The sequence below is a fragment of the Weissella diestrammenae genome (assembly GCF_014397255.1).
Classification (GTDB): Bacteria; Bacillota; Bacilli; order Lactobacillales; family Lactobacillaceae; genus Weissella; species Weissella diestrammenae.
Map to the genome: position 1 here is coordinate 1,460,590 of NZ_CP060724.1, position 23,767 is coordinate 1,484,356.

A 23,767-nucleotide genomic window follows, 5' to 3' on the forward strand; every position below is an offset into this window, starting at 1 on the left:
GGAAAATATGGGACAAATTATTCAATGGTATCCTGGTCATATGGCTAAAGCATTTCGTTTGATGCGGGATAATATGAAATATGTCGATATTGTTTTTGAGTTGGTTGACGCAAGAATTCCGTTGTCATCACGGAATCCTGAGCTCAATGATGTATTGGGTGATAAACCACGATTGCTGGTTATGACAAAAACTGACTTGGCTGATCCAGCACGAACAAGTGCATGGATTAATTATTTTAAAAGTCAGGGACTAGCAGTTGTCGCATTGGATTCACGTGATCGAAAAACACCGCAAATTATCACCAAGGCTGCGCGTGAAGTCTTAGCAGAAAAATGGCAGCGACTTGCTGACAAAGGTGTACAAGACAAGGCCATTCGTGCGTTGGTTGCTGGCATTCCAAATGTTGGTAAATCAACATTGTTAAATCACTTGGTGATGAAAAATGTGGCAATTACAGGCGATCGGCCAGGCGTGACGAAAAAATTGCAATGGTTAAAAACGCCGACTAATTTAGAACTCTTGGATACGCCGGGTGTATTATGGCCAAAATTTGATGATCAGCGTGTTGGACAGCACCTCGCGATTACGGGTGCAATCAAAGATCAATTAATTAACGTGGATGATATTGCTTTAGTGATGCTGAAATTTATGCGTACGTATAACCCAACGGCTATTACCGAACGTTATAAATTACCAGCGGATATATGGACGCAACAATCAGATGTTGACATATTATTAACGATCACCAAAAAGCTTGGTTTTAAAGATGATTATAATCGTGGTGGTGAGCGGCTATTACTTGAATTGCGACGTGGTAAATTAGGTCCTTATACGATTGAGATGCCAGCTGACAATATCGGTATTGTGCAAGATGAACAAAAATAAAACAATTGTTGAAATCAAACAAATCTTAAATCAGAATCCAAGTCAAAAACAATTAGCTGAGTTTGCAATTGACAATCGTCAGGGAGTACAGCAGCTATTAACACGTTATTATCGACAAGTGGAACGACAAGCAATTGCACAGGGGAAATTTGATGAACGTTTGAAGTTTGAAAAACAAGCTTGGCAAGTTGGCCAGACATTGGTCGGTGTTGATGAAGTTGGTAGAGGACCATTGGCTGGACCAGTTGTCGCAGCAGCCGTCATTATTGATCCAAATTTTGATTTACTTGAGGTGCATGATTCAAAGCAACTTTCGAGACAAAAAAGAGCGTTACTCGCACCAAAAATTAAAGTACAGGCTGTGGATTTTGCATATGGGATTGTCGATGCTGAGGTAATTGACGACATCAACATCTATGAAGCGTCACGGTTAGCAATGGTTCAGGCAGTTAATCATTTATCTCAGCCTATTGATGGTTTATTAGTTGATGCAATGTCGTTACCATTTGATATACCGCAGGAAAGTTTAATTAAGGGTGATGACCGCAGTATTAGTATTGGTGCGGCCAGTATTCTAGCAAAGGTATACCGTGACGAATTAATGGCACAATATGATCTGAGCTATCCAGGTTATGATTTTGCGCAAAATGCAGGTTATGGTACACGAGAACATTTGGTTGCTTTGACAGAATTGGGAATTACACCTATTCATCGGAAAACTTTTGCACCGGTTAAAAAAATAATGTAACAAATCACGTTGTGGCGGTTCCTTATTTAGTAGGAGGAATACTTGTTATGAAACAACGTGATTTTTTATTGTGGTTAATGTTGGTTCCGGGTTTGAATATTGAATCAAGATTTTTAATCTATTTACATATTCAATCGATGCTAGAAATTCCAGAGCATGAAATGTTGAATGTGATTTTCTCAGCTGGGAAATATACGCCAAAGCGAATCCATCAAATCAAGCAGTGGTCTCAGCAAAACGACGGCATGGCGTTCACAAAATTGAAGCGGCATGCTGCTGTGGTAATTTGTGATGCCATTTATCCAGAGGCTTTACGGGAAAGTGATATACCACCAATTGTATTATTTTACAGAGGGGATATCTCATTATTGAATACCCCAATATTAGGTATTGTTGGCACAAGAAACGCGTCTAAGTATGGGGAACAGGTTGTTCGTTCATGGGTACCTGATTTAGCCAGTGCAGGTTTGACAATTATTTCAGGTTTAGCGTTAGGAATTGACGGATTAACACACGCGTGTACACTAGCACATCGTGGCAAAACCATTGCAGTGATCGGTACTGGTCTTAATCAATATTACCCCAGACAACATGTCGCACTGCAAAAAGCGATTGCGCAAAATGGTTTGATTTTAAGTGAATACTTACCTGAAATGGGCTGTCGAAAGCATCATTTCCCACAAAGAAATCGAATTATCGCCGCTTTGTCGAAAAACCTATTAGTGGTTGAAGCAAAGGCAAAATCAGGTTCCTTAATTACTGCCGCGCTGGCGTTGAAAGAAAACAAAAGTATTATGGCCGTGCCTGGTCGTATTACTGATAGTCACTCTCAAGGCTGTAATGAGTTGATTGTGGCGGGGGCCCAACCAGTCTTATCTGTTTCTGATGTCATGGTAGTTATGGCAGGCACAGTATGGTTGTAGACATGTGCTTATTAGCTAAATATCTAAGAAACAAGACAGTGTATTAATCAAGAGAAATCGAAAGAGAGAGTTTTTGTTTGACATTCTGTCAGCGATGCTAAGTTGTTGGAATTGATTAGTTAACGTCAGTATGTCCAGCATCATTTTTTGAAAGCATCTATGCCTGTATTTTTGAAGCTCAGAGATGTGAGTACTAGATTTGGGTTGATTTTTGTCAGATTTAGTCAGTGAATTATCGGTAGTCATCTTTTGAGCTTGTTGGTTACACATGTTAATAAAACATTATTTATGAAGTATAATGAAAGCATTTTATTATTTACCACGGAACATGTTAAACTGAAATGTAACATTCAAAAAAAGAATGTTTTATATTAGTTTAAAACGGAAAAGTGAGTTGTAATATGATAAAGAGTCAATATGAGATGCGTGAACATAGTTGGTGGACTAAAATTTTAGTCTGGTGTGTCTTAATATTAGTTGGAATAATTCTAGTCTCGACAATGTTATCTGGAAATCTTATATCGTATAATTATGCTTTTAATGGGACAAAATTAGCATCTGGATTGTCGGTTATTATCATCAGTGGTGTGTTATCCTTACTAATTTTTTTAGGCAACAAAATTAGTATTTTTAATCAGAGGTGGATAACTATACTTTTGGTATTAGGTATTCTATGCGTAACTATATATGTTAGTTTTCATTTAAGAATTGCGCCAGTTTTTGATGGCAAAGTGGTTACTAGTCAAGCATACGATTTGTTCAATCATTTACCTTGGCGAAATTATTTTCATCAATTTGTAAATAACATTAATATTGTAACATTGACGTATATCATCACTAGTCCATTTATGACGATGGATTTAATTCATAATTTAAATGATTTTGAAATGCTTTGTAATTTAATTGGCAATATACTGCTAATTATGACTATTATAATGACGACGTATTTATTATTGAAATTAGTTAGTCGAAAAGGTGTCAATATTTTTCTTTTAATCACATTAATGATGACTCCAATGCTATCAGTTTTCTTTAGCGAATTATATACGCAACAAATTGCAATCACTACGTTGGTTGGTTCCTTTGTCGCATTTTATCAATTGACAAGTGGGAAAAATAGATGGGTTCATGGCGGACTATTTTTATTCTTATTAGCGTTCACCATTGTGGCACGGCCGAATATGTTTATCCCATATTTTATTTTAATAGGAATAATGGTGGTGGTTTATCGTACAAAATTTTTAAAGTTAATCATTTGGTCGACATTGGCAATTGCGATGTTATTTGCATTTAATGCGGGATTAAAATTAGTGTCTGAGCATACGGGATACCAAAGTAATTCAACGTTGACGGAAAAATATCAGTTACCTATTTCGTCGTGGTTTTTTTTAGCGTATAATTACCAAGCACCTGGTAGAAATACACCACAAGCAAGAGACGTTTTGTATTACAAGCAGACTAAACAAGAAAAAAATGCCTATCTAAAGAAACAGACAATCAAGGCAATAAAAAATGCCGGATTGTATAAGACGTTACATTTATATTTTGATAAGGTAAATACGCTATATGGTTGGCGGTCGGATTTCAGTTTGGGTTACTTTAGACAACGTATTGGTCGTGAAACATCGACTAAATACAATATGTTCGTCACAGTGGCATCGTTATTAGCAAGTAGTTCTTTTTTGGTAATTCTTGTTATCAATCTAGTAATTGCGTTAAGATCGTTGAAAAACAACGTGATAAATATGCCCTGGTTGTTCTTTAATCTGTCATCGCTTGCATTAACATTGTTTTATGTTTTAATTTGGGAGGTTCAAGAAAGTTATGCGTTACCTTCCATTATGTTGTTTTCGATGACAGTTGCTTTTGTTCTGAATTCTAAGTCTGACAAAGTTGCCAGTGTAACAAACGAATACTGATGGTATTTTGTTGGGATTAAACTTATTTGTTGTTTTAGGTTGACAGAATAGTATCTTGCTTGTAAACTTACAAATATTAAGTAGGGCAATGTATTATACGTAAGAGAAGCCACGGTTGCTGTGAGTGGTGCAGGTATATTGACTGAAATATTAACAACTCAATAGCTAAAGAGGTTCACGTTTTTGGCGTGAATAAATTTGGGTGGTACCACGAAGCTGATTTTTCGTCCCAACTGTGTTCGGTTTAGAACGCAGTTGGGACTTTTTTATTTAGGATTATGGGAAATGATTATGGAAAATAAACAGATACCAAAATTAAGTTGGGCGATTGGGTTATTGGCGTTATTAATTGTTATTTTTAGTGGTGGAATTATTGGCTTAGGTTTGTCACCAATTGTGCCACTTGTCACAAGTCTCTTAGTTGTGGTCATTTTTAGTAAAATGCGCCGAATTTCTTGGCAGGCAATACAAAATGACATTTTGTCTGGCCTCAAAACGGGGCTTGCGCCACTCTTTTTATTCTTATTGATTGGGATGTTGATTGGATTGTGGATGGCAACGAATGTCATTCCAACAATGCTGTGGATTGGTTTTAAAATTTCTAATGCGGCTTGGTTTTTGCCTAGTGCACTATTAGTAACTGCTTTGGTAGGATCAATGATTGGCTCAGCTTTTACAACTCTAGCAACTGTTGGGGTGGCCTTGATGGGTGTTGGTATCGCGTTGGGCTTTAATCCAGCTGTAGTTGCTGGGGCAGTTTTGTCAGGTGCCATTTTTGGAGATAAGTCTTCACCATTGTCAGATTCAACTAACTTGGCAGCGTCCATCGCTGAGGAAGATTTGTTTGCACACATTAAAAATCTAATGTGGACAACATTACCAGCGTTATTAGGAACATTTATTATTTTCTTGTTGATGGGATTTAATCATCAAGGTGGGAGTGTGTCCAAATTAACTGGTCTAGCGAACTTGTTGCATCCAACATGGTGGGCAATTATACCTTTGGGATTATTGATGATTATGGCATGGCTAAAAATCCCGGCTATTCCAACGTTGTTAGTCAATATCGGAGTCTCGGGTATAGCATTTATGACAACGCATCATGCGGCTGATTTGAGTCAGACGTTATTAGAAGGCTTTAAGACATCATCACATAATCCAACGCTGATGGCATTGCTAAATCGTGGCGGGATGATGTCAATGATGCCAACGGTCATCATTATTATGTTAGCGCTGGCGTTAGGTGGCTTATTAACAGAACAAAAAATATTAGAAGCTGTGATGGCACCAATTGTTAAGCATATAAAAAGTGGCGCAGGTGTCGTAACTGGTACGGTCATTACAGGAATTACTGCGAACTTTATGATTGGTGAGCAATACCTCGCAACGATTCTACCAGGTCAATTATGGAAAACGGCATATGATCGCGTTGGTTTGTCAAGGTTAGCTTTGGGACGAGCGCTTGAAGATTCAGGCACCGTTATCAATTACTTAGTGCCTTGGGGTGTTGCTGGTAGTTTTGCTGCACAAACGCTCGGCGTTTCAGTTTCATCGTTTGCACCATATGTTTTCTTTGCGCTCCTTTCGCCAATATTCTCATTACTTTCGGCATGGACAGGCATTGGCTTGAAAAAGAATAAAGATTAATGGCAAAAGGCGGTTAAATGACCGCCTTTTTGCTATAATTAGAGAAGTTATTTCTAGATGAGGTGTTTAAATGTATGAATATCTAAAAGGTGTTATCACAACCATTGCACCAAAGTTTATTGTACTTGATGTATCAGGCATTGGTTATCGGGTGGTTGTTTCAAATCCATATTCATTTGTCATTGGTCAAACGGAGCAGGTTTTTATTGAACAGATTGTTAGGCAAGATGACATCACATTATATGGATTTAAGAAGTCCGATGAGAAAGTATTATTCCAAAAATTATTAGATGTATCAGGAATTGGGCCAAAGAGTGCATTGGCAATTCTCGTCAATGCTGATCATTCAGGACTGATTAAAGCGATTATTAATGGCGATGTGGCTTATTTAGTTAAGTTTCCGGGCATTGGTAAAAAGACGGCCCAACAAATTGTATTGGATTTACAAAATAATATAGCAAAGCTGCCATTTGACCTGACAGGAATTGATGAACCGATTGTTGCACCTAAGGAAGATAATTTAGCATTATCGGATGCGTTAGAAGCATTACAAGCATTAGGCTATGGGCAACGTGAAGTTGAAAAAATTGAGAAAAAACTGATTGGACAGCCTGATTTGACGACAGCAGAATATGTTTCGGCAGGGTTAAAGTTACTAGTTTAAGGACGGGAGTAAATGATGAATGATGATGTCTTAAATCATGACATACTTGATAGTGATGAAATTCAACTTGAACAGTCATTACGTCCGACACAGTTAGACCAATATATTGGGCAAACACAGTTGAAAGCGCGATTATCAGTTTATATTCAAGCTGCCAAACAACGAGAAGAACCACTTGATCATGTTTTACTTTATGGACCACCAGGCTTGGGAAAAACGACTCTGGCAGCAGTTATCGCTAATGAGATGGTGGTCAATTTCCGAACGACAACTGGCCCAGTGATTGAAAAGCAAGGGGACCTGCTTGCGATTTTAAATGAGCTAGCGCCAGGAGATGTCTTATTCATTGATGAAATTCATCGTTTGCCACGCAATGTGGAAGAAATGCTATATTCGGCGATGGAGGATTATTATGTCGACATTATTGTTGGTGATGGTGAGTCATCGCGACCTGTTCGTTTTCCTTTGCCACCTTTTACATTAATTGGTGCCACTACGCGTGGGGGTATGTTATCTCAACCATTGCGTGATCGTTTTGGCATAGTTGAACATATGAATTATTATACTGAGCAAGAATTAGCTGATATTATTAAGCGTTCAGCTAAAATTTTTGCGATGACAATAACAGATACTGGCGCGATTGAACTCGCGCGTCGATCACATGGCACACCACGGATTGCAAATCGTCTATTACGTCGAGTGAGAGACTTCGCAATGGTACAGAATAAAGACGTAGTTGATATTGATTTAGTTAACTACGCTTTGAATTTACTGAAAATTGATAGTGCAGGTTTGGATCAAGTTGATCAAAAAATATTATTAACGATGATTAATTACTACCACGGTGGTCCAGTTGGAGTGAAAACCATGGCAGCAAATATTGGTGAAGAAATTGATACAATTGAATCAATGTATGAGCCTTATCTGTTACAAATTGGATTTTTACAACGAACGCCGCGTGGCCGCGTTGTGACCCCAGCCGCATATCAACATTTACAAATACCTATCGATAAGGAAGAAGGGGAAAAATGACTACACCACACTATACGTTGGAAGATTTTGATTATGACTTACCACATGAGTTGATTGCACAGACACCACTTGAGAAACGCGATACATCACGTTTGTTAACGTTAAATGCAACGACTGGCGAGATGACTGATCGTCATTTCTTCAATATTATTGATTATTTAGAACCTGGTGATGCAGTTGTTATGAATAATTCAAGAGTTTTGCCAGCACGGTTACATGGTATTCGTCCAGAGACAGGCGGTCATGTTGAGGTACTCATGTTGAGACAAGATCATGGGGATGTTTGGGAAACATTGGTCAAGCCATCACGAAAGTATCCGGTCGGTGCCGAAATTTCATTTGGGAATGGTGAATTAATGGCGACTGTGGTTGGTGAGCTAGAACATGGTGGTCGCATGATTGAGTTCCATTATGATGGTATTTTTCTTGAAATATTAGAAGCTTTAGGTGAAATGCCATTGCCACCGTATATCAAAGAAAAATTGGAAGATCAAGAACGATATCAAACGGTCTATTCAAAGGTTAATGGTTCGGCTGCTGCACCAACAGCTGGTTTACATTGGACACCGGAGTTATTGAAGGCGGTTTCTGATAAGGGTGTCAAGCTAGTTGAATTAACCCTGCATGTTGGTTTGGGAACTTTTCGTCCAGTTGAAGAAGACGATATTGATGCACATAAAATGCATTCAGAGTTCTATCAATTGACGTCTGAGGCAGCTGCGACATTGAATGAAGTCCATGCCAATGGTGGAAAAATTGTTGCAACTGGAACGACATCAATCCGTACGCTAGAAACAATCGGCTCAAAATTTAATGGCAAATTAGAAGCGGACTCAGGTTGGACAGATATTTTTATTAAACCGGGTTATCAATGGACGACTGTTGATGCATTCATTACCAATTTCCACTTACCAAAATCAACGCTTGTGATGTTAGTTGCAGCCTTTACTGGTCGTGAGACAATCCTAAATGCGTATCAACATGCGATTGAAGAAAAATATCGTTTCTTTTCATTTGGAGATGCGATGTATGTCCATCATTAAGGAGAAAATATGCGGCAAATTAGTGAATTTGATCAATTCTTAATTGATCAGTACCCTTTAAAAGAAGAATATTTGCATGACCCTAAACGACCGGTTATTTATGAACTTTTACATGTTGAAAAGCATACAGGTGCTCGTTTGGGTCGGATTTATACGCGTCATGGCGTTGTACATACGCCAATGTTTATGCCAGTTGGGACGCAGGCATCTGTCAAAAACGTATCGCCACGTGATTTAGATGAAATTAACGCACAGTTCATTTTGTCTAACACATATCATTTATGGGTACGTCCAGGAGATGATTTAATTGCTAAGGCGGGTGGCTTACACAAGTTTATGCAATGGGATGGTCCAATATTAACCGATTCGGGTGGGTTTCAAGTTTGGTCACTCTCAAATAATAATAAAATATCAGAAGAGGGTGTTGATTTTAGGAATCACGTTGATGGCTCACCAATGTTTTTGTCACCAGAGGTTGCGATGCGTATTCAGAACAATTTGGGCTCTGATGTTATGATGCAACTTGATGAAGCAATTCCATATTTTGAGTCTTATGATTACGTGAAAAACTCGGTTGAACGAACAACACGATGGGCGGCGCGTGCAAAAATAGCACACCAACGGCCTGAAGAACAAGCACTATTTGGTATTGTCCAAGGTGCAGGGTTTAAGGCATTACGTCAGTTGTCTGCGGAAGGATTGGTTGATCTGGATTTGCCGGGATATGCTGTCGGTGGCTTATCAGTTGGCGAAACAAAGGAGGAGATGAATCGTGTCTTAGATTTCACAATGCCTTGGTTACCAAAAGATAAGCCTCGGTATCTAATGGGGGTTGCTGCACCAGATTCGTTGATTGACTCAGCTATTCGTGGTATCGATATGTTTGATTCCGTGTTACCAACCCGGATTGGTCGGAATGGTACACTAATGACAAAACAGGGTAGAATCGTTATTACAAATGGTAAATATAAAGATGATTTTAGTTTGATTGATGAAGAAACTGAAGATTTTGGTTCACAACACTTTACCAAAGCATACCTACATCACTTATTTAAAGCCAATGAGTTGTACGGTCAAAATATTGCATCTGTTCACAATCTTCGTTATCTGTTAAAGTTAATGGAGGATATGCGTCGGGCAATTTATGATGATAACTTGTTGGACTTCCGCCAAGACGTGCTTGAAAATTACGGGTATAATAAACCCAATGCACGATTATTTTAATATTAAAGGGGTTCTAAACCATGAATGGACAAACTATTTTAATTTTCATCGCTTTCATCGCATTGATGTACTTTATGATGATTCGACCACAACAAAAAGCAGCAAAGGCACGTCAAGAGTTGCTAAATTCAGTTCAAAAAGGGTCTGAAATTGTGACCATTGGTGGATTACATGGTGTGATTGATCAATTAGATGAGAAGACGTTCACACTTGATGCAGATGGCGTTTTCTTAACATTTGACCGTTCAGCTATTCGGACTGTTGTGACTAAACAAAACGTGACAACACCAGCTGAAAATGTAGATGCGCCAGTGAATGATGAGCAAGAAACATCAGCTGCTGATAAGGATGCTGAGTAATTAAAATGAGGCTGAGAAAATCTCGGCCTCTTTTATTTTGAGTAGGACGTGGTACAAAATGGCAGATTTATTAAAAATTTCACTTCAATTGAATACGAATCGGCAGATAATTCATGTTGATATGGATGCTTTTTATGCACAAATTGAAATGCGTGATCACCCAGATTATGAAGGTCAGGCGATTATTCTAGCCAGTGATCCTCGCAGAAATGGTGGTAGGGGTGTTGTGGCAACAGCCAACTACCAGGCGCGTGAATTGGGAGTTCATTCAGCTATGAGCGCAGCCGAGGCACTAAAGCTTGCACCCAATGCACGTTTTATTCGACCAAATTTTGAAATTTACCGAGCTGTGTCAAAGCAAGTCCATGCGATTTTTCATCGATATACTGACATGGTAGAACCGATCGCCTTTGATGAAGCGTATCTTGATGTGACACACAGCAAGCTGTTTTTTCCTTCAAGCATCGCATTAGCACATCATTTACAACAGTCAATTTACAATGAATTACACCTGACATGCTCAGTCGGTATTTCCTTTAATAAATTTTTGGCGAAGTTAGGATCTGAACACAATAAGCCTGCGGGCTTGACGATGATCTTACCTGATGATATTCGACAATTCTTAGATCCCTTACCTGTGAAAGATATTAGAGGCATTGGGGCCAAGACAGCGCCTAAAATGTATGAGTTAGGCATTCAAACTGGATATGATTTATTTCAGATGGATCAAAGTGCATTGATGGATCATTTTGGAAAAATGGGGTATGAATTTTATCGTCGGATTCGGGGTGTAGACGACTCAGAAGTAGCATGGCAGCGTGAAAGAAAATCGATTGGTAACGAACGAACGTATGCACCGTTTTTAAATTCTGAAGAGAGTGTCTTTGACCGGTTACAGGAGTTATCAAGTATGTTAGTGCATAGTTTAGAAAAACAACAGATGCATGGCAAGACGATTGTCTTAAAGGTGCGAGATGAGTCATTTACAACTGAAACAAGGCGTGAAACATTACCGGAGTTCATTCAAAATGATGCAACGACGTATTTTGAATTGGCTGAATCACTTTGGGAGGCTCTAGGTGGTTATGAACAGCCCATTAGATTATTAGGATTGACCATGACTTCGCTGGCACCCATGACATTTGATAATTTAACATTAGACCTTTATGGCACTGATTAGTGAACTTATTGTGTGCTATAATTTACCTAATGATGTGCAGCAAATGGGCACCGAAATAAAAGAGAATTGAGATAGAATATGACGGCTCAAACGAGCATTCTTGCGGAAATTAAAAAACATAATAAAATCATCATTCATCGACACCAAAGACCTGATCCTGATGCATTTGGATCGCAATTTGGACTTGCTGAGTTAATTAAGACATCTTTTCCAGAAAAAGATGTTCGACTTGTTGGTAAGATGAAACTAAGTGCTGAATGGATGGGTGCTATGAACGAAGTCCCTGATGAAGACTATCAGAATGCACTTGTTATTGTAACCGATACGGCAAATTCACCTCGAATTGATGATCAACGTTGGCATCAGGGCGATTCAGTGATAAAAATCGATCATCATCCAAATGAAGAACCATACGGTGACTTTAATTGGGTGATTGAAGGTGCATCATCGACGTCAGCTATGATTTTTTCATTTTATCAAACCTTTAAAAACGAATTAAAATTATCGGATTCTGGCGCTGCATTCCTTTATAACGGTATCGTCGGAGATACTGGCCGTTTCCTTTATGCGACTAATAGTCAAACCATGGCCATTGTATCTGAATTAATGACGTTTAATTTTGATTGGTCTCAAATCAATCAACAAATGGATACCATTTCGATTGAAGCTGCTCGCATGTCAGGCTATGTTTTTGAAAATATGACACTATCAGAAAGTGGATTGAACTATATTATTTTAAAGCATGATACCGTTGAAAAATTTAACCTGGGTGATTTTGGAACGGCTTTTGTCGTACCACTTTTGGGTAAAATTAACACGGCAAAGGCTTGGATTGTGTTTGAAGAACAAGAAGAAGGTTTCTTCCGAGTACGGCTGCGTTCGCGTCAAACAGTCATCAATCAAGTAGCGGCACGGCATGGTGGTGGCGGTCATCCATTTGCTTCAGGTGCACTTGCTCAAGATGAAAATGAAATACAAACTATAATCGCGGAAGTGGATGCGATATTAAAGAAAGAATAAGGTTAACTAATGGCGAAATTTACTGATTACAATTTGCGACCAGAAATTTATCAAGCACTTAAGGCAATTCATTTTAATCAACCAACTCCAGTGCAAGAAAGAATGATTCCTGTGATCTTACAAGGTCGTTCCGTGGTTGGACAGTCTCAAACAGGTTCTGGAAAAACGCATGCGTTTCTAATTCCAATCTTTGAGAAAATTAATGTTGAAAGTTCAACTGTTCAAACGATCATTACTACACCATCGCGAGAATTAGCGATGCAAATTCAACTGGCTGCGAAGCAAATTGCGCAACAATTTCCAGAAGATCATCAACCAAAGATTGGCTATTATGTTGGTGGAACTGATAAAAGTCGTCAAGCTTCTCAATTGGAACATGGCCAACCACAACTCGTGATTGGAACGCCTGGTCGAATTTTAGACTTATATAAAAACGGTGCTTTAAACATTCATACTGCCCATAGTTTGGTTATTGATGAAGCGGATATGACGCTTGACGGTGGCTTTTTGCCTGATGTTGATGCCATTGCTGGTGCGTTACCGGCCGACTTACAAATGATGGTGTTTTCAGCCACGATTCCGCAAAAATTACAGCCGTTTTTAAAGAAATATTTGAATAATCCAATTGTGGAAGAGATTCCCAGTCAGACGGTAATTGCTAATACCATTGAGAATCTTTTAGTAGGTACAAAAGGTAAAAGTAAAGACGAAGTCGTGTATAATTTATTAACCATGGGAAATCCGTATATGGCCTTGGTATTTACTAACACCAAGGAACGTGCGAAGGAATTGGCAGGTTACTTGCGAAAACAAGGGCTTAAGGTTGCTGAAATTCACGGAAATATTCAACCTCGTGAACGAAAGCGTACAATGGCGGCAATTCAACGTCTAGACTATCAATACGTGGTTGCAACTGATTTAGCAGCACGTGGTATTGATATTCCGGGTGTTGACCTAGTGATTAATGATGGTATTCCTTCAGAGCTAGAATTCTTTGTGCATCGTGTCGGACGGACGGGTCGGAATGGACAGCCAGGGACAGCCATTACAATTTACAATCCTGACGAAGAAGACCGAGTAGCAGCTGTTGAAAAAATGGGGATTGAATTTCAACCTCGAAACTATAGTCAAGGTGAGTTAAAAGAAGGTATTGATCGTCGTCGTCGTGTTCAGCGAAATCGTTCAACAGTTAAACTCGATCCAACAATGATTGGAATGGTTAAGAAAAAAAAGAAGCATGTTAAGCCTGGGTATAAACGTCAAATTAAAAAGGCGATTGCTAAAGATGCACGTTTTAAAAAGCGCGTAGCAGATCGTGAAGAATTACGGGCAAATCGAAAGGCAAAGAAGCAAGCTGCTGATAAGGTACGTGGAAAATAATAAATATTTGGGGAGGTAAGGTTGCGTGAACTTTACACGAATTAAAAATTACGCTGTGCTTATCGGCGGATTTATATTAGGTGCATTTTTAATTGCGATTGCAATGAATTTCTTTTTCATTCCCAATAAGATTTTCTCTGCTGGATTTAATGGAATTGCCCAGCTACTTAGTTTATTCTTTGGTGTATTTCATATTAACGTTGAAGTTGGAACAATGATTTTGCTGTTTAATATTCCGATTGCTTTGGTGGGTTGGTTTTGGGCAGGTCGTCGTTTCGTTATTATTAGTTTTCTAAATAATTTATTAGCTTCCGTTATTCAAATTGTTTTGCCTAAAGTGAGTGTTGTTAATCATGAGCCCATTCTTGCAGCATTATTTGGTGGTGTTTTAGTGGGTGTCTCGATGGGGATCACTTTCAAGCTTGGCTTTTCGACTGGTGGTATGGATGTGGTTGCTGCAATTGTTCAAAAAAGAACAGGTAAGTCAATCGGCTTTGTGAGCATGTTTATCAATGGTGTGATTGTCATTATTGCTGGATTCTTTATTGGTTGGCAAAATGCGATGTATACTATCATTGGTATTTACGCCACATCACTAGCTGTGGATAGCATTTATACAAAACATCAAAAATTGACCGCACTAATCGTGACTAAGAAACCAGATCAAGTGATAGAAAATTTGCAAGCTAATGTGGTCCGTGGCATCACCATTTTGGATTCTGTTGGGGCATACACGAAGAGACCTTCAAAAACACTCATGATGGTACTTTCTCGTTATGAACTTAATGATACGCAACGATTAGCCAAAGAGGCTGACCCGGATGCATTCATTAATATTTTAAATACGATTAATGTATCAAATAACTTTGTTAATGAGGATTTGCAACATCAAATTAGAATGGAAAAGTTAGCAGCACAAAGCCATTTATCTGATAATTTGCATAATTAATGATAGGTAATAGTTAAAATTTAAGTTTATTTATAAGGAGAATTAAAATGCCATTTATTCATGTTGAATTAGTAGAAGGGCGCTCAAATGCGCAATTGAAGGCAATGATGACGGAAATCACTGATGCAGTAGAAAAGAACACAGGTGCACCACGTGATGCTATTAAAGTGATTGTTAATGAGATGAAAAAGGATCGCTATATGGATGGTGGTATTTTAAAGTCTGACGCCAAATAATTTTAGGACTAGAAGACTGAGTTTTACTCAGCCTTTTTTTATGACATGAAAAGAGAAGCAAATGGAAAACCAATACGTGATGGTCATTGATCAGGGGACAACAAGTACGCGAGTTGTTTTGTATGACCATGAAGGAATGATAGTTGAAATATCTCAGTTAGCTTGTCCCACAATTAGAAGACATACAGGTTGGGTGGAACATGATGCTAATCAAATTTGGCAGGATACAAAATGGTTGATGCAAGATGTGTTAACGCGAGCTGAGATTCAAGCTAATGCTATTAAAGCAATCGGTATCACTAATCAGCGTGAAACAACAGTTATTTGGGATAAAGAAACCGGGCAACCTGTTTCTTTTGCAATTGGTTGGCAGTCGACCCAGTCTGAAAAAATCACTCAAAAAATAAAGCAACGAAATATCACTGAATTATTGCATACAAAAACAGGGCTTTGGTTGGATTCTTACTTCTCTGCAACAAAAGTTTTATGGGCGTTTGACGAGATAGAAGATTTAAGATTAAAGGCAGCCAATGGACAGGTACTATTTGGTACCATGGATACATGGCTTTTATGGCAGTTAACAAAGGGACAAGTTCATGGAACAGATGTATCAAATGCATCACGGACGATGATGTTCAATATTCATACGTTACAATGGGACGATGATGTCCTTGAACAACTTAAAATTCCACGACAAATATTACCTGACGTTTATAATTCTGCAGATGATTTTGGTTGCACTGAATTGAATGGGGTAAAAATTCCGATTACCGCAATTGCTGGGGATCAACAAGCAGCGTTGTTTGGGCACCAAGCATTTGAGGTTGGGGCTGTGAAAAGCACCTACGGAACTGGCGCATTTATGATGATGAATACAGGGAAGACAGCGCAAGAGTCAAAGCATGGTCTTTTAACAACAATTGCATATGGAATTCATGGTGAAGTGACTTATGCATTAGAGGGATCTATTTTTAGTGCAGGTTCGGCGATTCAATGGTTGAAAGATGAAATGCAATTGATTGATAATGCGCAGGCGTCATCTGATATGGCCTATCGATCAAGAGCTGCAGCACACCAACAAATTTATCTAGTACCAGCTTTTACCGGGTTGGGTGCACCACATTGGCAAGAATCGGCCCGGGGCGCTGCATTTGGTATTACTCGGATGACAAATGATGCTGATGTTGTACGGGCAACGGTTGAATCATTAGCATTTCAAACACGCGACATTCTAGAAGCAATGCAAAAAGATACTGGTATTGCTCTATCACAACTTGTGATAGACGGTGGTGTGTCAGCTAATGATTATTTACACGAATTTTTAGCAGACTTACTTCAAATGAAGGTATCAAGGCCAATTAATTTAGAGATGACGTCCCTTGGGATTGCATTTTTAGCAGGATTGCAAAGCGGGTATTGGCCTGCACAAAATGAACTACCGATTAATCAAGCAATGATTCACATCAAACAACATGCTGATTCTGAACATATGATGCAAAAAAACTATCTTGGATGGCAAAAAGCAGTAAAAACCGTAAGTGTGTTCCCCTAGATATAACTAAAAACGTTACGTTGGAGTTAATGGTTTATTACGTTTTCGTGACAACAAGAAACTTTTAAATATGCATTGATCTTGAATGAACAAATGGCTAACAAATGTAACGGGTGTAATCGGCAACTAATCACTACTAATTGAAAAATTAAAAGAAAACGTCACATGTTAATTATTGATGGGATATATTTATGATTGTGAAATCAAACTATATTAATTTAGAGCGAACGTACGTTCGCTCTAAACGGCACCATTTTGTTGTATGATTAGGATATTAAAAGTTAAGAAAAGTTTAAGCATGCTTAAATACACGAAAGAGGAACAAGATATGGCAGATAAGAAAAAAATTGCATTGGGTGTAGTTGGCGCATTAGGTGTTGCTGCAACAACTCAAATTCCAGCTGTTCAAGCAGCAATGGAGAATTTGACACAGTCAACCGATAATCAAGCGATCAACCAAGCAACGTCAACATCAGCGGTGAAGGAAACCACTTCAAAAGATAAGGGAATTAAAACGACTGAATCTGTTGTTCTGTCAACAGCTGCTAAGGCTGTGACAGCTGCTGTACAGATCGCTACATCAGAAGGAACGATTGTTGCAGCACCAGCTTCAGCTGTTAGCGACAGCGATTCTAGCGCACAAAGTGTTGCTTCATCTGAGGCCACACCATTAACGCCTGCAGAATCAGCAGCAGTCGAATCAGCACAACCTGCAGCATTGAAAGCTGGGGAAACAAAGTATACTGTAGCAGATGGGGACACATTAGGAAGTATTGCCGCCAGTTTTGGGTTATCTGTTGAAGATGTAATTGCTGTTAATCCTGACATTGACGCCACAGCGTTGCAAATTGGGCAAGTTATTATGTTACCTGGTGCTAATTCATCATCAGCGCCAGCTCAATCATCATCAGCGCCAGCTCAATCATCGTCAGCACCAGCTGCGTCATCATCAGCACCGGCTGCGTCATCATCAGCACCAGCTGCGTCATCATCAGCACCGGCTGCGTCATCATCAGCACCAGCTCAATCATCATCAGCACCGTCAACGACAACACCGGCTGACGGATTATCTTCAGCTCAAAAAGCGACATTTGATGCATTAAATGTTTTACGTGCTTCTAAGGGCTTGAAGGCTGTGACTTGGGATGCAGGATTAGCTGCTACTGCGCAACAACGAGCAAATCTTGTTAACTCGACTGGTTCAATTCCAAATGATCACTGGAGTTGGGCTGCCGGTCCTGAAGTCATTGCCATTCAATGGGCTGCCGGTGCGCCAGTTATTAATGCCTGGAATATCGACGATGCATCTGTTGGTATGATTACAGATAATCTTGGACATCGACGTTGGCTTCTAAGTCCAGACACAACAAAAGTTGGCTTTGCCGTCAGTGGTGATGTTATTGTTGGTATTTCCAACGGTACTAATTTTTCAAATATCTAATGATAAAAGTCTCGAAATATTTCGAGACTTTTTTGTACCTATTTATGATGATTAGCGTTGAAATTAATGCTTATTTGATTTATGATTAAATAATAAACTGTCAAAAAGATTGAAAAGAGGTTTTTGAAATGTCAGGACATAGTAAATGGCATAATATTCAAGGACGTAAAAACGCCCAAGATGCTAAACGTGGAAAGATCTTCCAGAAGTTATCACGTGATTTGTATACTGCTGCTAAAGCTGGTGGTGTTGATCCAGATGGTAACCCAGGCTTACGTTTGGTAATGGAAAAAGCTAAAGCGGCTAATATGCCAAAGGACAACGTTCAACGTGCCTTGGATAAAGCCTCTGGTGCAGGTGGTGCAAACTATCAAGAATTGACGTATGAGGGATACGGACCGGCTGGGATTGCTGTATTAGTTGAAGCGTTAACTGATAATACCAATCGAACGGCTTCAAATATCCGGTCAGCATTTAAACATGCTGGTGGTGAATTGGGAACGTCAGGTTCTGTGTCTTTCCAATTTGAACGTAAAGGCTACTTGGAAATTTCTCGTGGTGAAGATGCGCCAGCAGTGGATGAAGATCAATTGTTTGAGGATATGCTTGAAGCTGGTGCTGATGATATGAAGACATATGAAGATCAATTTGAAATTTATACTGATCCGAAGTCGTTCCCAGCGGTTCGTGATGCTCTCGCTGAAAAAGGTTATGTCTTTGCTTCAGACGAAGTCACAATGGTTGCTGATAATCCAATGGAAGTACCTGCAGATAAGGCTGAGTCTTTGGTAAAGCTTGTTGATGAATTAGAAGCTGACGATGATGTGTCGGCAGTTTATACAACAGCTGAATAAAATAATTGAAATAGAGAATCCTAAACAACAAAATCGGGTAGTTTAACTTGATATTTGTTGCGAGGGATTTTTTTGTGACATTTTACTGATTAACCTCTCTTTATTAGTATGCTAAAGGGGAGATGAATATGTCGATTGAGAAAGTTTTTTTGAATATTATTGCACAGGCAATTGAATATAAAGCAAGTGATTTGTATATTATTCCTCGTCGTTTAGAATATCTGATTAATTGTTTTGTCACAGATAAAATAGAAACGTTAATGGTGCTTGATTTTCCACAAGGGGAGCAGTTGATACGACATATAAAATTTCAAAGTCAGATGAATATCACTGAAACAAGACGACCACAAGCAAGTCGCATGGTATGTCAAATTGGTGAAGCTAAGTATAGCTGTCGGGTGTCGTGTGTCGGAGATTTTAAGGGGCATGAATCGGTGGTTGTACGTTTAATTTATCAAACACATCAAATCGCAATTAATTGGGTAAATATGAATGGTCTTCAACAACTAAAAGCTCACATTCAAACCAGAAAATCCGGATTGATCTTGTTAAGCGGTAAAGTGGGAGCAGGTAAAACGACCACTTTGTATCATGCTGTCCAAGCGACAAGCGAGGGTAAATTTGTCATGACAATCGAAGATCCTGTTGAAATTGACGCGCCTGATTTCCTTCAACTACAAGTGAATATGGGGGCTAATATGACATATGGTCAATTAATGAAATTAGCGTTACGGCATCATCCGGAAATATTGATTATTGGCGAAATACGCGATAGAGAAACGGCGAAAGCAGTTGTTGAGGCAGCGCTTAGTGGACATTTGATTTTAAGCACAGTTCATGCCGATTCGGCAACAGGTGTCTGGCATCGAATGATTGAGCTGGGTGTTGAGAACGAAAATTTACGGTATGTATTAATCGGTATTGGCTATCAGAAATTACTAAGTTCGGTGATACCTAGTCAAGCAATTGGTGACTTAGTATATCATGATGCGAGTGAAGTGATTCGAATGATTGAGAAGTGATGACAATGTTTAAAAAACAATCACATAAATGGTCTAATAAACGGCAATTATTATTTTTTGAAACGCTAAATGATTTATTGCGTTCTGGCTATACCTTACCAGTGGCTTTATGTAGCGTTAGCGAATTATTACCTAGTTATGACGCTGATATTCGGCAGATTATAGCGCTTATGAGATTAGGAAACACATTTGATATTGCGTTGTCAAATTACGTGAGTAAACAAATAAATTTACAACTGAATTTTGTAAATTTACATGGTAATTTACAAGCATTAATAAATGAAATTAGCACACATGAATTTGAACAGCAGACGAAACAACAAAAGCTTAAATCATTGTTAATTTACCCCTGTTGTCTTATTATTTTGGTTTTGATGATTGCGGGGGGATTCAGCGTGCTGTTTGCATTGAATTCAAAACATTGGTTATTTGGTCAATCGTCTCAAGCGATGGAATATTCATGTCTTATCTTTTGTGGCTTGTTGACGTTGGTAACCTATTTGGTAGTAGTAAAAATAAGATGTCAATCGCTGTTAAATCGATGGCTTTTTTTATTGAAAATGCCGATACTTAAAACCTATATTAAGTTAGTTCTTGATTATCATTTAACATTTAATTTAGGTATATTGCTGCAATCAGGTATATCAATTGCGCAAATCGTGCAAAACATTGGACAATCGAAGAATGATACCTTGCTAACATTAATTGGGGAAAGCGCACATCAACAATTAAAACAAGGTGCTACTGTCATTCAATGTGTTGATTCAATGCCACTGTTACCACATGAAGCAAAAACAATTTTGTCGTCTGGTAAATCTCAAATTCAGATAGGACAGGATTTTTTGCGGTTGGCAAAAATTAAGAGAATGCAACTTAATAAATTAATAGAACGTTGTTTGGCATGCTTGCAACCGTTTTGTTTTATCTTGATAGGTGCTTGCATTCTTGTTTTATATCTTATCTACATCTTACCTATGTATGTACAAATGGGGGAAATAAGCAATTGGTAAAAAAGTATCAAAAAGCGGGTTTTACGTTAATTGAAGTCGTAACAGCACTTTTTATTGTTGGGTTACTGATGTTATTGATGCTGCCAAATATTAATCGAATCAAAGCTATTGCAAATCAATATCAAGCATCTGCCATGCAGCAAACGATTCGGGGACAAATTAATTTGTTCGAGCTTGCGCATCCTGATGATTTACCGGTGACAAAAGAAAAATTAATTGCTAGAGAATATTTAACCCAAGAGCAAGGCAAGCGTATGCTTGCCTTGAAATTAGAAATTGATGACAACGGTGATGTGAATACTCGTGAAAAAAAATAAGATATTGAAGAGAGCTGGCTTCACGCTGATCGAAACTATGGTTGTCTTGATTCTGGTCTCAGTTATGAGTGGTAGTATACTATTATTTTCAGTCAATCAATCAGGTCAAAATTGGTATCGTTTTTCCCAAGATTTGCGATTGGAAGTTGATCGCTTACGTTGGTGTGGTCGGCCACAGAAAATTTATTGTCGGCACAACAGTATAGAAGCCTATTTACGATCTACAGATGGTTTGACACGGATTCAATTGCCTACAGGTTGGGTATCAATTCGTGGTCAAATTAGTATCACTCATCAAGGATGGGTCAGTCCCGGGACAATGGTGTTTAGACATAGTAAAACAAATGAATACAAGAAAATCATTTTTTCGTTTGGATGGGGTGAATTTAGAATTGACTAGGCGACATGGTTATATATTATTAGATTGTATTGTTGCATTTGCTTGTATCTGTGGCAGTGTTGCTGTGTATTATGAAATAAATGAAATATATTTTACACGTCAAAATCATCAAAATTTTGAGCGACGCCGTCTCCAAGAAAAACTCTGTGAAGCACGTTCAAAATGGATTATGCTGCATGTTGAAAAATAAAAAAGCATTTACTTTGGTAGAATGCATGGCTGCATTATTGGTGATGGGTATCATCGGACATACAGTGATTATCCTAATGCGAAGTGTAAATCAGTTGACAACCAGAATTATGACACAATTATCGACTGGAAGAGTTGATCGATTTGTCGATGATTTAAATGGCTTTATGTTTGATTTTGCATATGTTGATCAATCACAGAAACAATCGTTTGGTGAGGCTAAATTGTATTCTCTTGCAAAACGTCAGTATTATTATTTGGTAAATCGACCTAATGGCTTATCTCTAGTTAGTTCGGAAGGCGGGCATTTGCCAGTATTGAACGGAATACATGTAACAAAGTGGACATATAATCAACAGACGCTAAAACATGATGTGATATTTAAATACCAAAGGCCAATTTTTAATCGATTAGAAATGGGAAGGAATAAGCAATCTGATTTGTTATGCCAAGAAATACCACGGACATTTTCTTTACCAGTGGTGGCGGAAGACTAAAAAGAAAAGGAAAGGGTGTCTGAGTGCATCATTTTGTTTATTAATCGCCACACTACTTATACTAATTAGTATCTACGTTGGTTGGGAGCAAAAACAATATTATGCCAGTCAACAACGATTGCGCGTTATGCAAAGTAATCTGAAAATTTATCAACAGTTGATACATGAGCATGAAATGGGACGTTGCTGGTATTGCTATAAACTAAAAAAATGACTACACTTATCTCTATGAGTTATCAAAGGAGAAATATTGTGTTTGAACAAATTGAAAATACAGTGAATTCACTGAAGTCATTACAAAAAACAATTGAAACGCGTTTGGATTTATCAGCTATTGATACATTGATCGTTATTTTTAGTCAAATGCTAGGGCAAGATGATGAAACATTGCAACTTTTAGACGCACAGGAACGACAAACCCTTGTTAAAGAAATTACACATTCTGGATTTGAACAATTGAATGGGCAAGATAAAAGGCAAGTCTTGCAATTTTTAATCGTTGGTACAATGTTACGTGATGAATTACAAGCTAATTATCAAATTACACCTGATTCAATTGGCATGTGGGTTGGCTTCTTTATCCAAGAATTGGTCCAAAAATCAAAGCAACAGCATCTATTAGATATTGGTATCGGTTCGGGTAATTTAGTGGCTACAATTCAACAGGTGCTCGAAAATGAGACAACACAAATTGTCGGTGTTGATAATGACGACACGTTAATTACATTAGCCAGTGGTATGTCAGCATTGTTAGATCAAAAGTGGCAACTTAAATATGAAGATGTGGTTACCGCGACTGATGTTCATGACTTTGATATCGTCGTTGGTGATTTGCCTGTTGGATTTTATCCGCAATCGGTATCGTCGGATGACTTTCAAGTTGCTGTGGCGTCGGGCACATTAACATACAGCCACCATTTGATGATTGAAAAAGCTATCAAAAGTTTAAAGCCTGGTGGTTGGACATTTCTATTAGTACCTACCAATTTATTTGAGTCTGATCAGGCCTCAGAGCTATTGAAATGGTTACAAACAGATAATGTTTGGTTTCAAGCTTTCATTCAGTTTGCAGATAAACTCTTTGCAAATACAAGCAGTCAAAAAGCCTTGTTGGTACTGCAGAAACCAGGAGCGTTAGGACAACAGGCTCATCCTGCGTTACTAGCAAAAGTACCTGAATTGACTGATCGTTCAGGTAATGCTCGATTCATCACTGAATTTAAGTCATGGGCACAAACTAATCAACAATCACAATAAAACTTGAGTTATCATAGT

24 protein-coding genes are annotated in these 23,767 nt (G+C 38.4%); all 24 read left to right on the forward strand.

Annotation, left to right across the window (positions count from 1 at the left end; all coding sequences use genetic code 11):
- Nucleotides 1-7 precede the first annotated feature (7 nt).
- The 24 genes from ylqF to H9L19_RS07370 all read left to right on the forward strand — a co-directional run bounded on the left by ylqF (nucleotide 8) and on the right by H9L19_RS07370 (nucleotide 23,749).
- Nucleotides 8-886: a ribosome biogenesis GTPase YlqF gene (ylqF, locus tag H9L19_RS07255; RefSeq protein ID WP_187528991.1), complete on the forward strand. Its 879-nt coding sequence runs from the start codon at nucleotides 8-10 to the stop codon at nucleotides 884-886.
- Nucleotides 873-1,634, forward strand: a complete 762-nt coding sequence (locus H9L19_RS07260; protein WP_187528992.1) for a ribonuclease HII — start codon at nucleotides 873-875, stop codon at nucleotides 1,632-1,634. The genes ylqF and H9L19_RS07260 overlap by 14 nt, the downstream gene beginning before the upstream one ends.
- A 47-nt stretch (nucleotides 1,635-1,681) precedes the next feature.
- A complete protein-coding gene (gene dprA, locus H9L19_RS07265; protein ID WP_187528993.1) occupies nucleotides 1,682-2,557 on the forward strand; it encodes a DNA-processing protein DprA in 876 nt (291 codons plus the stop codon).
- 401 nt (nucleotides 2,558-2,958) lie between these two features.
- The gene (locus H9L19_RS07270; protein ID WP_187528994.1) at nucleotides 2,959-4,476 is read left to right on the forward strand and encodes a hypothetical protein; all 1,518 of its coding nucleotides are present in this window, start codon (nucleotides 2,959-2,961) and stop codon (nucleotides 4,474-4,476) included.
- A gap of 291 nt (nucleotides 4,477-4,767) precedes the next feature.
- The gene (locus H9L19_RS07275; RefSeq protein WP_187529961.1) at nucleotides 4,768-6,123 is read left to right on the forward strand and encodes a Na+/H+ antiporter NhaC family protein; all 1,356 of its coding nucleotides are present in this window, start codon (nucleotides 4,768-4,770) and stop codon (nucleotides 6,121-6,123) included.
- A 70-nt stretch (nucleotides 6,124-6,193) separates the two neighbouring features.
- Entirely contained in the window at nucleotides 6,194-6,787 is a 594-nt protein-coding gene (ruvA, locus tag H9L19_RS07280; RefSeq protein WP_187528995.1) for a Holliday junction branch migration protein RuvA, read from the forward strand.
- Nucleotides 6,788-6,799: 12 nt separating this feature from the next.
- A complete protein-coding gene (gene ruvB, locus H9L19_RS07285) occupies nucleotides 6,800-7,819 on the forward strand; it encodes a Holliday junction branch migration DNA helicase RuvB (protein WP_420832609.1) in 1,020 nt (339 codons plus the stop codon).
- Complete coding sequence (gene queA / locus H9L19_RS07290) at nucleotides 7,816-8,862, forward strand: tRNA preQ1(34) S-adenosylmethionine ribosyltransferase-isomerase QueA (protein WP_187528996.1); 1,047 nt, start codon at nucleotides 7,816-7,818, stop codon at nucleotides 8,860-8,862. The genes ruvB and queA overlap by 4 nt, the downstream gene beginning before the upstream one ends.
- A 72-nt stretch (nucleotides 8,863-8,934) precedes the next feature.
- Nucleotides 8,935-10,086 (forward strand): tRNA guanosine(34) transglycosylase Tgt, encoded by a 1,152-nt coding sequence (gene tgt / locus H9L19_RS07295; protein WP_243198240.1) that lies wholly within the window; start codon nucleotides 8,935-8,937, stop codon nucleotides 10,084-10,086.
- Between the two features lie 20 nt (nucleotides 10,087-10,106).
- On the forward strand, nucleotides 10,107-10,445 hold the full coding sequence (gene yajC / locus H9L19_RS07300; protein ID WP_187528998.1) for a preprotein translocase subunit YajC: 339 nt from the start codon (nucleotides 10,107-10,109) through the stop codon (nucleotides 10,443-10,445).
- Nucleotides 10,446-10,503: 58 nt separating this feature from the next.
- A complete protein-coding gene (dinB, locus tag H9L19_RS07305; RefSeq protein WP_187528999.1) occupies nucleotides 10,504-11,625 on the forward strand; it encodes a DNA polymerase IV in 1,122 nt (373 codons plus the stop codon).
- A gap of 78 nt (nucleotides 11,626-11,703) precedes the next feature.
- Nucleotides 11,704-12,645, forward strand: coding sequence for a DHH family phosphoesterase (locus tag H9L19_RS07310; protein ID WP_187529000.1), 942 nt, complete (start codon nucleotides 11,704-11,706; stop codon nucleotides 12,643-12,645).
- 9 nt (nucleotides 12,646-12,654) lie between these two features.
- Nucleotides 12,655-14,025: a DEAD/DEAH box helicase gene (locus tag H9L19_RS07315; protein WP_187529001.1), complete on the forward strand. Its 1,371-nt coding sequence runs from the start codon at nucleotides 12,655-12,657 to the stop codon at nucleotides 14,023-14,025.
- A 25-nt stretch (nucleotides 14,026-14,050) separates the two neighbouring features.
- Nucleotides 14,051-14,974 carry a YitT family protein gene (locus tag H9L19_RS07320; RefSeq protein WP_187529002.1) on the forward strand — a complete coding sequence of 308 codons (924 nt, stop codon included), beginning with the start codon at nucleotides 14,051-14,053 and terminating at the stop codon, nucleotides 14,972-14,974.
- 47 nt (nucleotides 14,975-15,021) lie between these two features.
- Complete coding sequence (locus H9L19_RS07325) at nucleotides 15,022-15,210, forward strand: 2-hydroxymuconate tautomerase (protein WP_187529003.1); 189 nt, start codon at nucleotides 15,022-15,024, stop codon at nucleotides 15,208-15,210.
- A 61-nt stretch (nucleotides 15,211-15,271) separates the two neighbouring features.
- Nucleotides 15,272-16,762 (forward strand): glycerol kinase GlpK, encoded by a 1,491-nt coding sequence (glpK, locus tag H9L19_RS07330; protein ID WP_187529004.1) that lies wholly within the window; start codon nucleotides 15,272-15,274, stop codon nucleotides 16,760-16,762.
- A 328-nt stretch (nucleotides 16,763-17,090) separates the two neighbouring features.
- Nucleotides 17,091-18,203 carry a CAP domain-containing protein gene (locus H9L19_RS07335; RefSeq protein WP_187529005.1) on the forward strand — a complete coding sequence of 371 codons (1,113 nt, stop codon included), beginning with the start codon at nucleotides 17,091-17,093 and terminating at the stop codon, nucleotides 18,201-18,203.
- Between the two features lie 128 nt (nucleotides 18,204-18,331).
- The gene (locus H9L19_RS07340; RefSeq protein WP_187529006.1) at nucleotides 18,332-19,057 is read left to right on the forward strand and encodes a YebC/PmpR family DNA-binding transcriptional regulator; all 726 of its coding nucleotides are present in this window, start codon (nucleotides 18,332-18,334) and stop codon (nucleotides 19,055-19,057) included.
- 128 nt (nucleotides 19,058-19,185) lie between these two features.
- On the forward strand, nucleotides 19,186-20,079 hold the full coding sequence (gene comGA / locus H9L19_RS07345; RefSeq protein ID WP_187529007.1) for a competence type IV pilus ATPase ComGA: 894 nt from the start codon (nucleotides 19,186-19,188) through the stop codon (nucleotides 20,077-20,079).
- On the forward strand, nucleotides 20,079-21,089 hold the full coding sequence (locus tag H9L19_RS07350; RefSeq protein ID WP_187529008.1) for a type II secretion system F family protein: 1,011 nt from the start codon (nucleotides 20,079-20,081) through the stop codon (nucleotides 21,087-21,089). Before comGA ends, H9L19_RS07350 begins: the two co-directional genes overlap by 1 nt.
- Nucleotides 21,083-21,406 carry a competence type IV pilus major pilin ComGC gene (locus H9L19_RS07355; protein WP_187529009.1) on the forward strand — a complete coding sequence of 108 codons (324 nt, stop codon included), beginning with the start codon at nucleotides 21,083-21,085 and terminating at the stop codon, nucleotides 21,404-21,406. The genes H9L19_RS07350 and H9L19_RS07355 overlap by 7 nt, the downstream gene beginning before the upstream one ends.
- Nucleotides 21,393-21,806: a prepilin-type N-terminal cleavage/methylation domain-containing protein gene (locus H9L19_RS07360; protein ID WP_187529010.1), complete on the forward strand. Its 414-nt coding sequence runs from the start codon at nucleotides 21,393-21,395 to the stop codon at nucleotides 21,804-21,806. Before H9L19_RS07355 ends, H9L19_RS07360 begins: the two co-directional genes overlap by 14 nt.
- 176 nt (nucleotides 21,807-21,982) lie before the next feature.
- Entirely contained in the window at nucleotides 21,983-22,492 is a 510-nt protein-coding gene (locus H9L19_RS07365; RefSeq protein ID WP_187529011.1) for a prepilin-type N-terminal cleavage/methylation domain-containing protein, read from the forward strand.
- A 252-nt stretch (nucleotides 22,493-22,744) separates the two neighbouring features.
- Nucleotides 22,745-23,749: a class I SAM-dependent methyltransferase gene (locus H9L19_RS07370; protein ID WP_187529012.1), complete on the forward strand. Its 1,005-nt coding sequence runs from the start codon at nucleotides 22,745-22,747 to the stop codon at nucleotides 23,747-23,749.
- The last annotated feature ends 18 nt before the right edge of the window (nucleotides 23,750-23,767 follow it).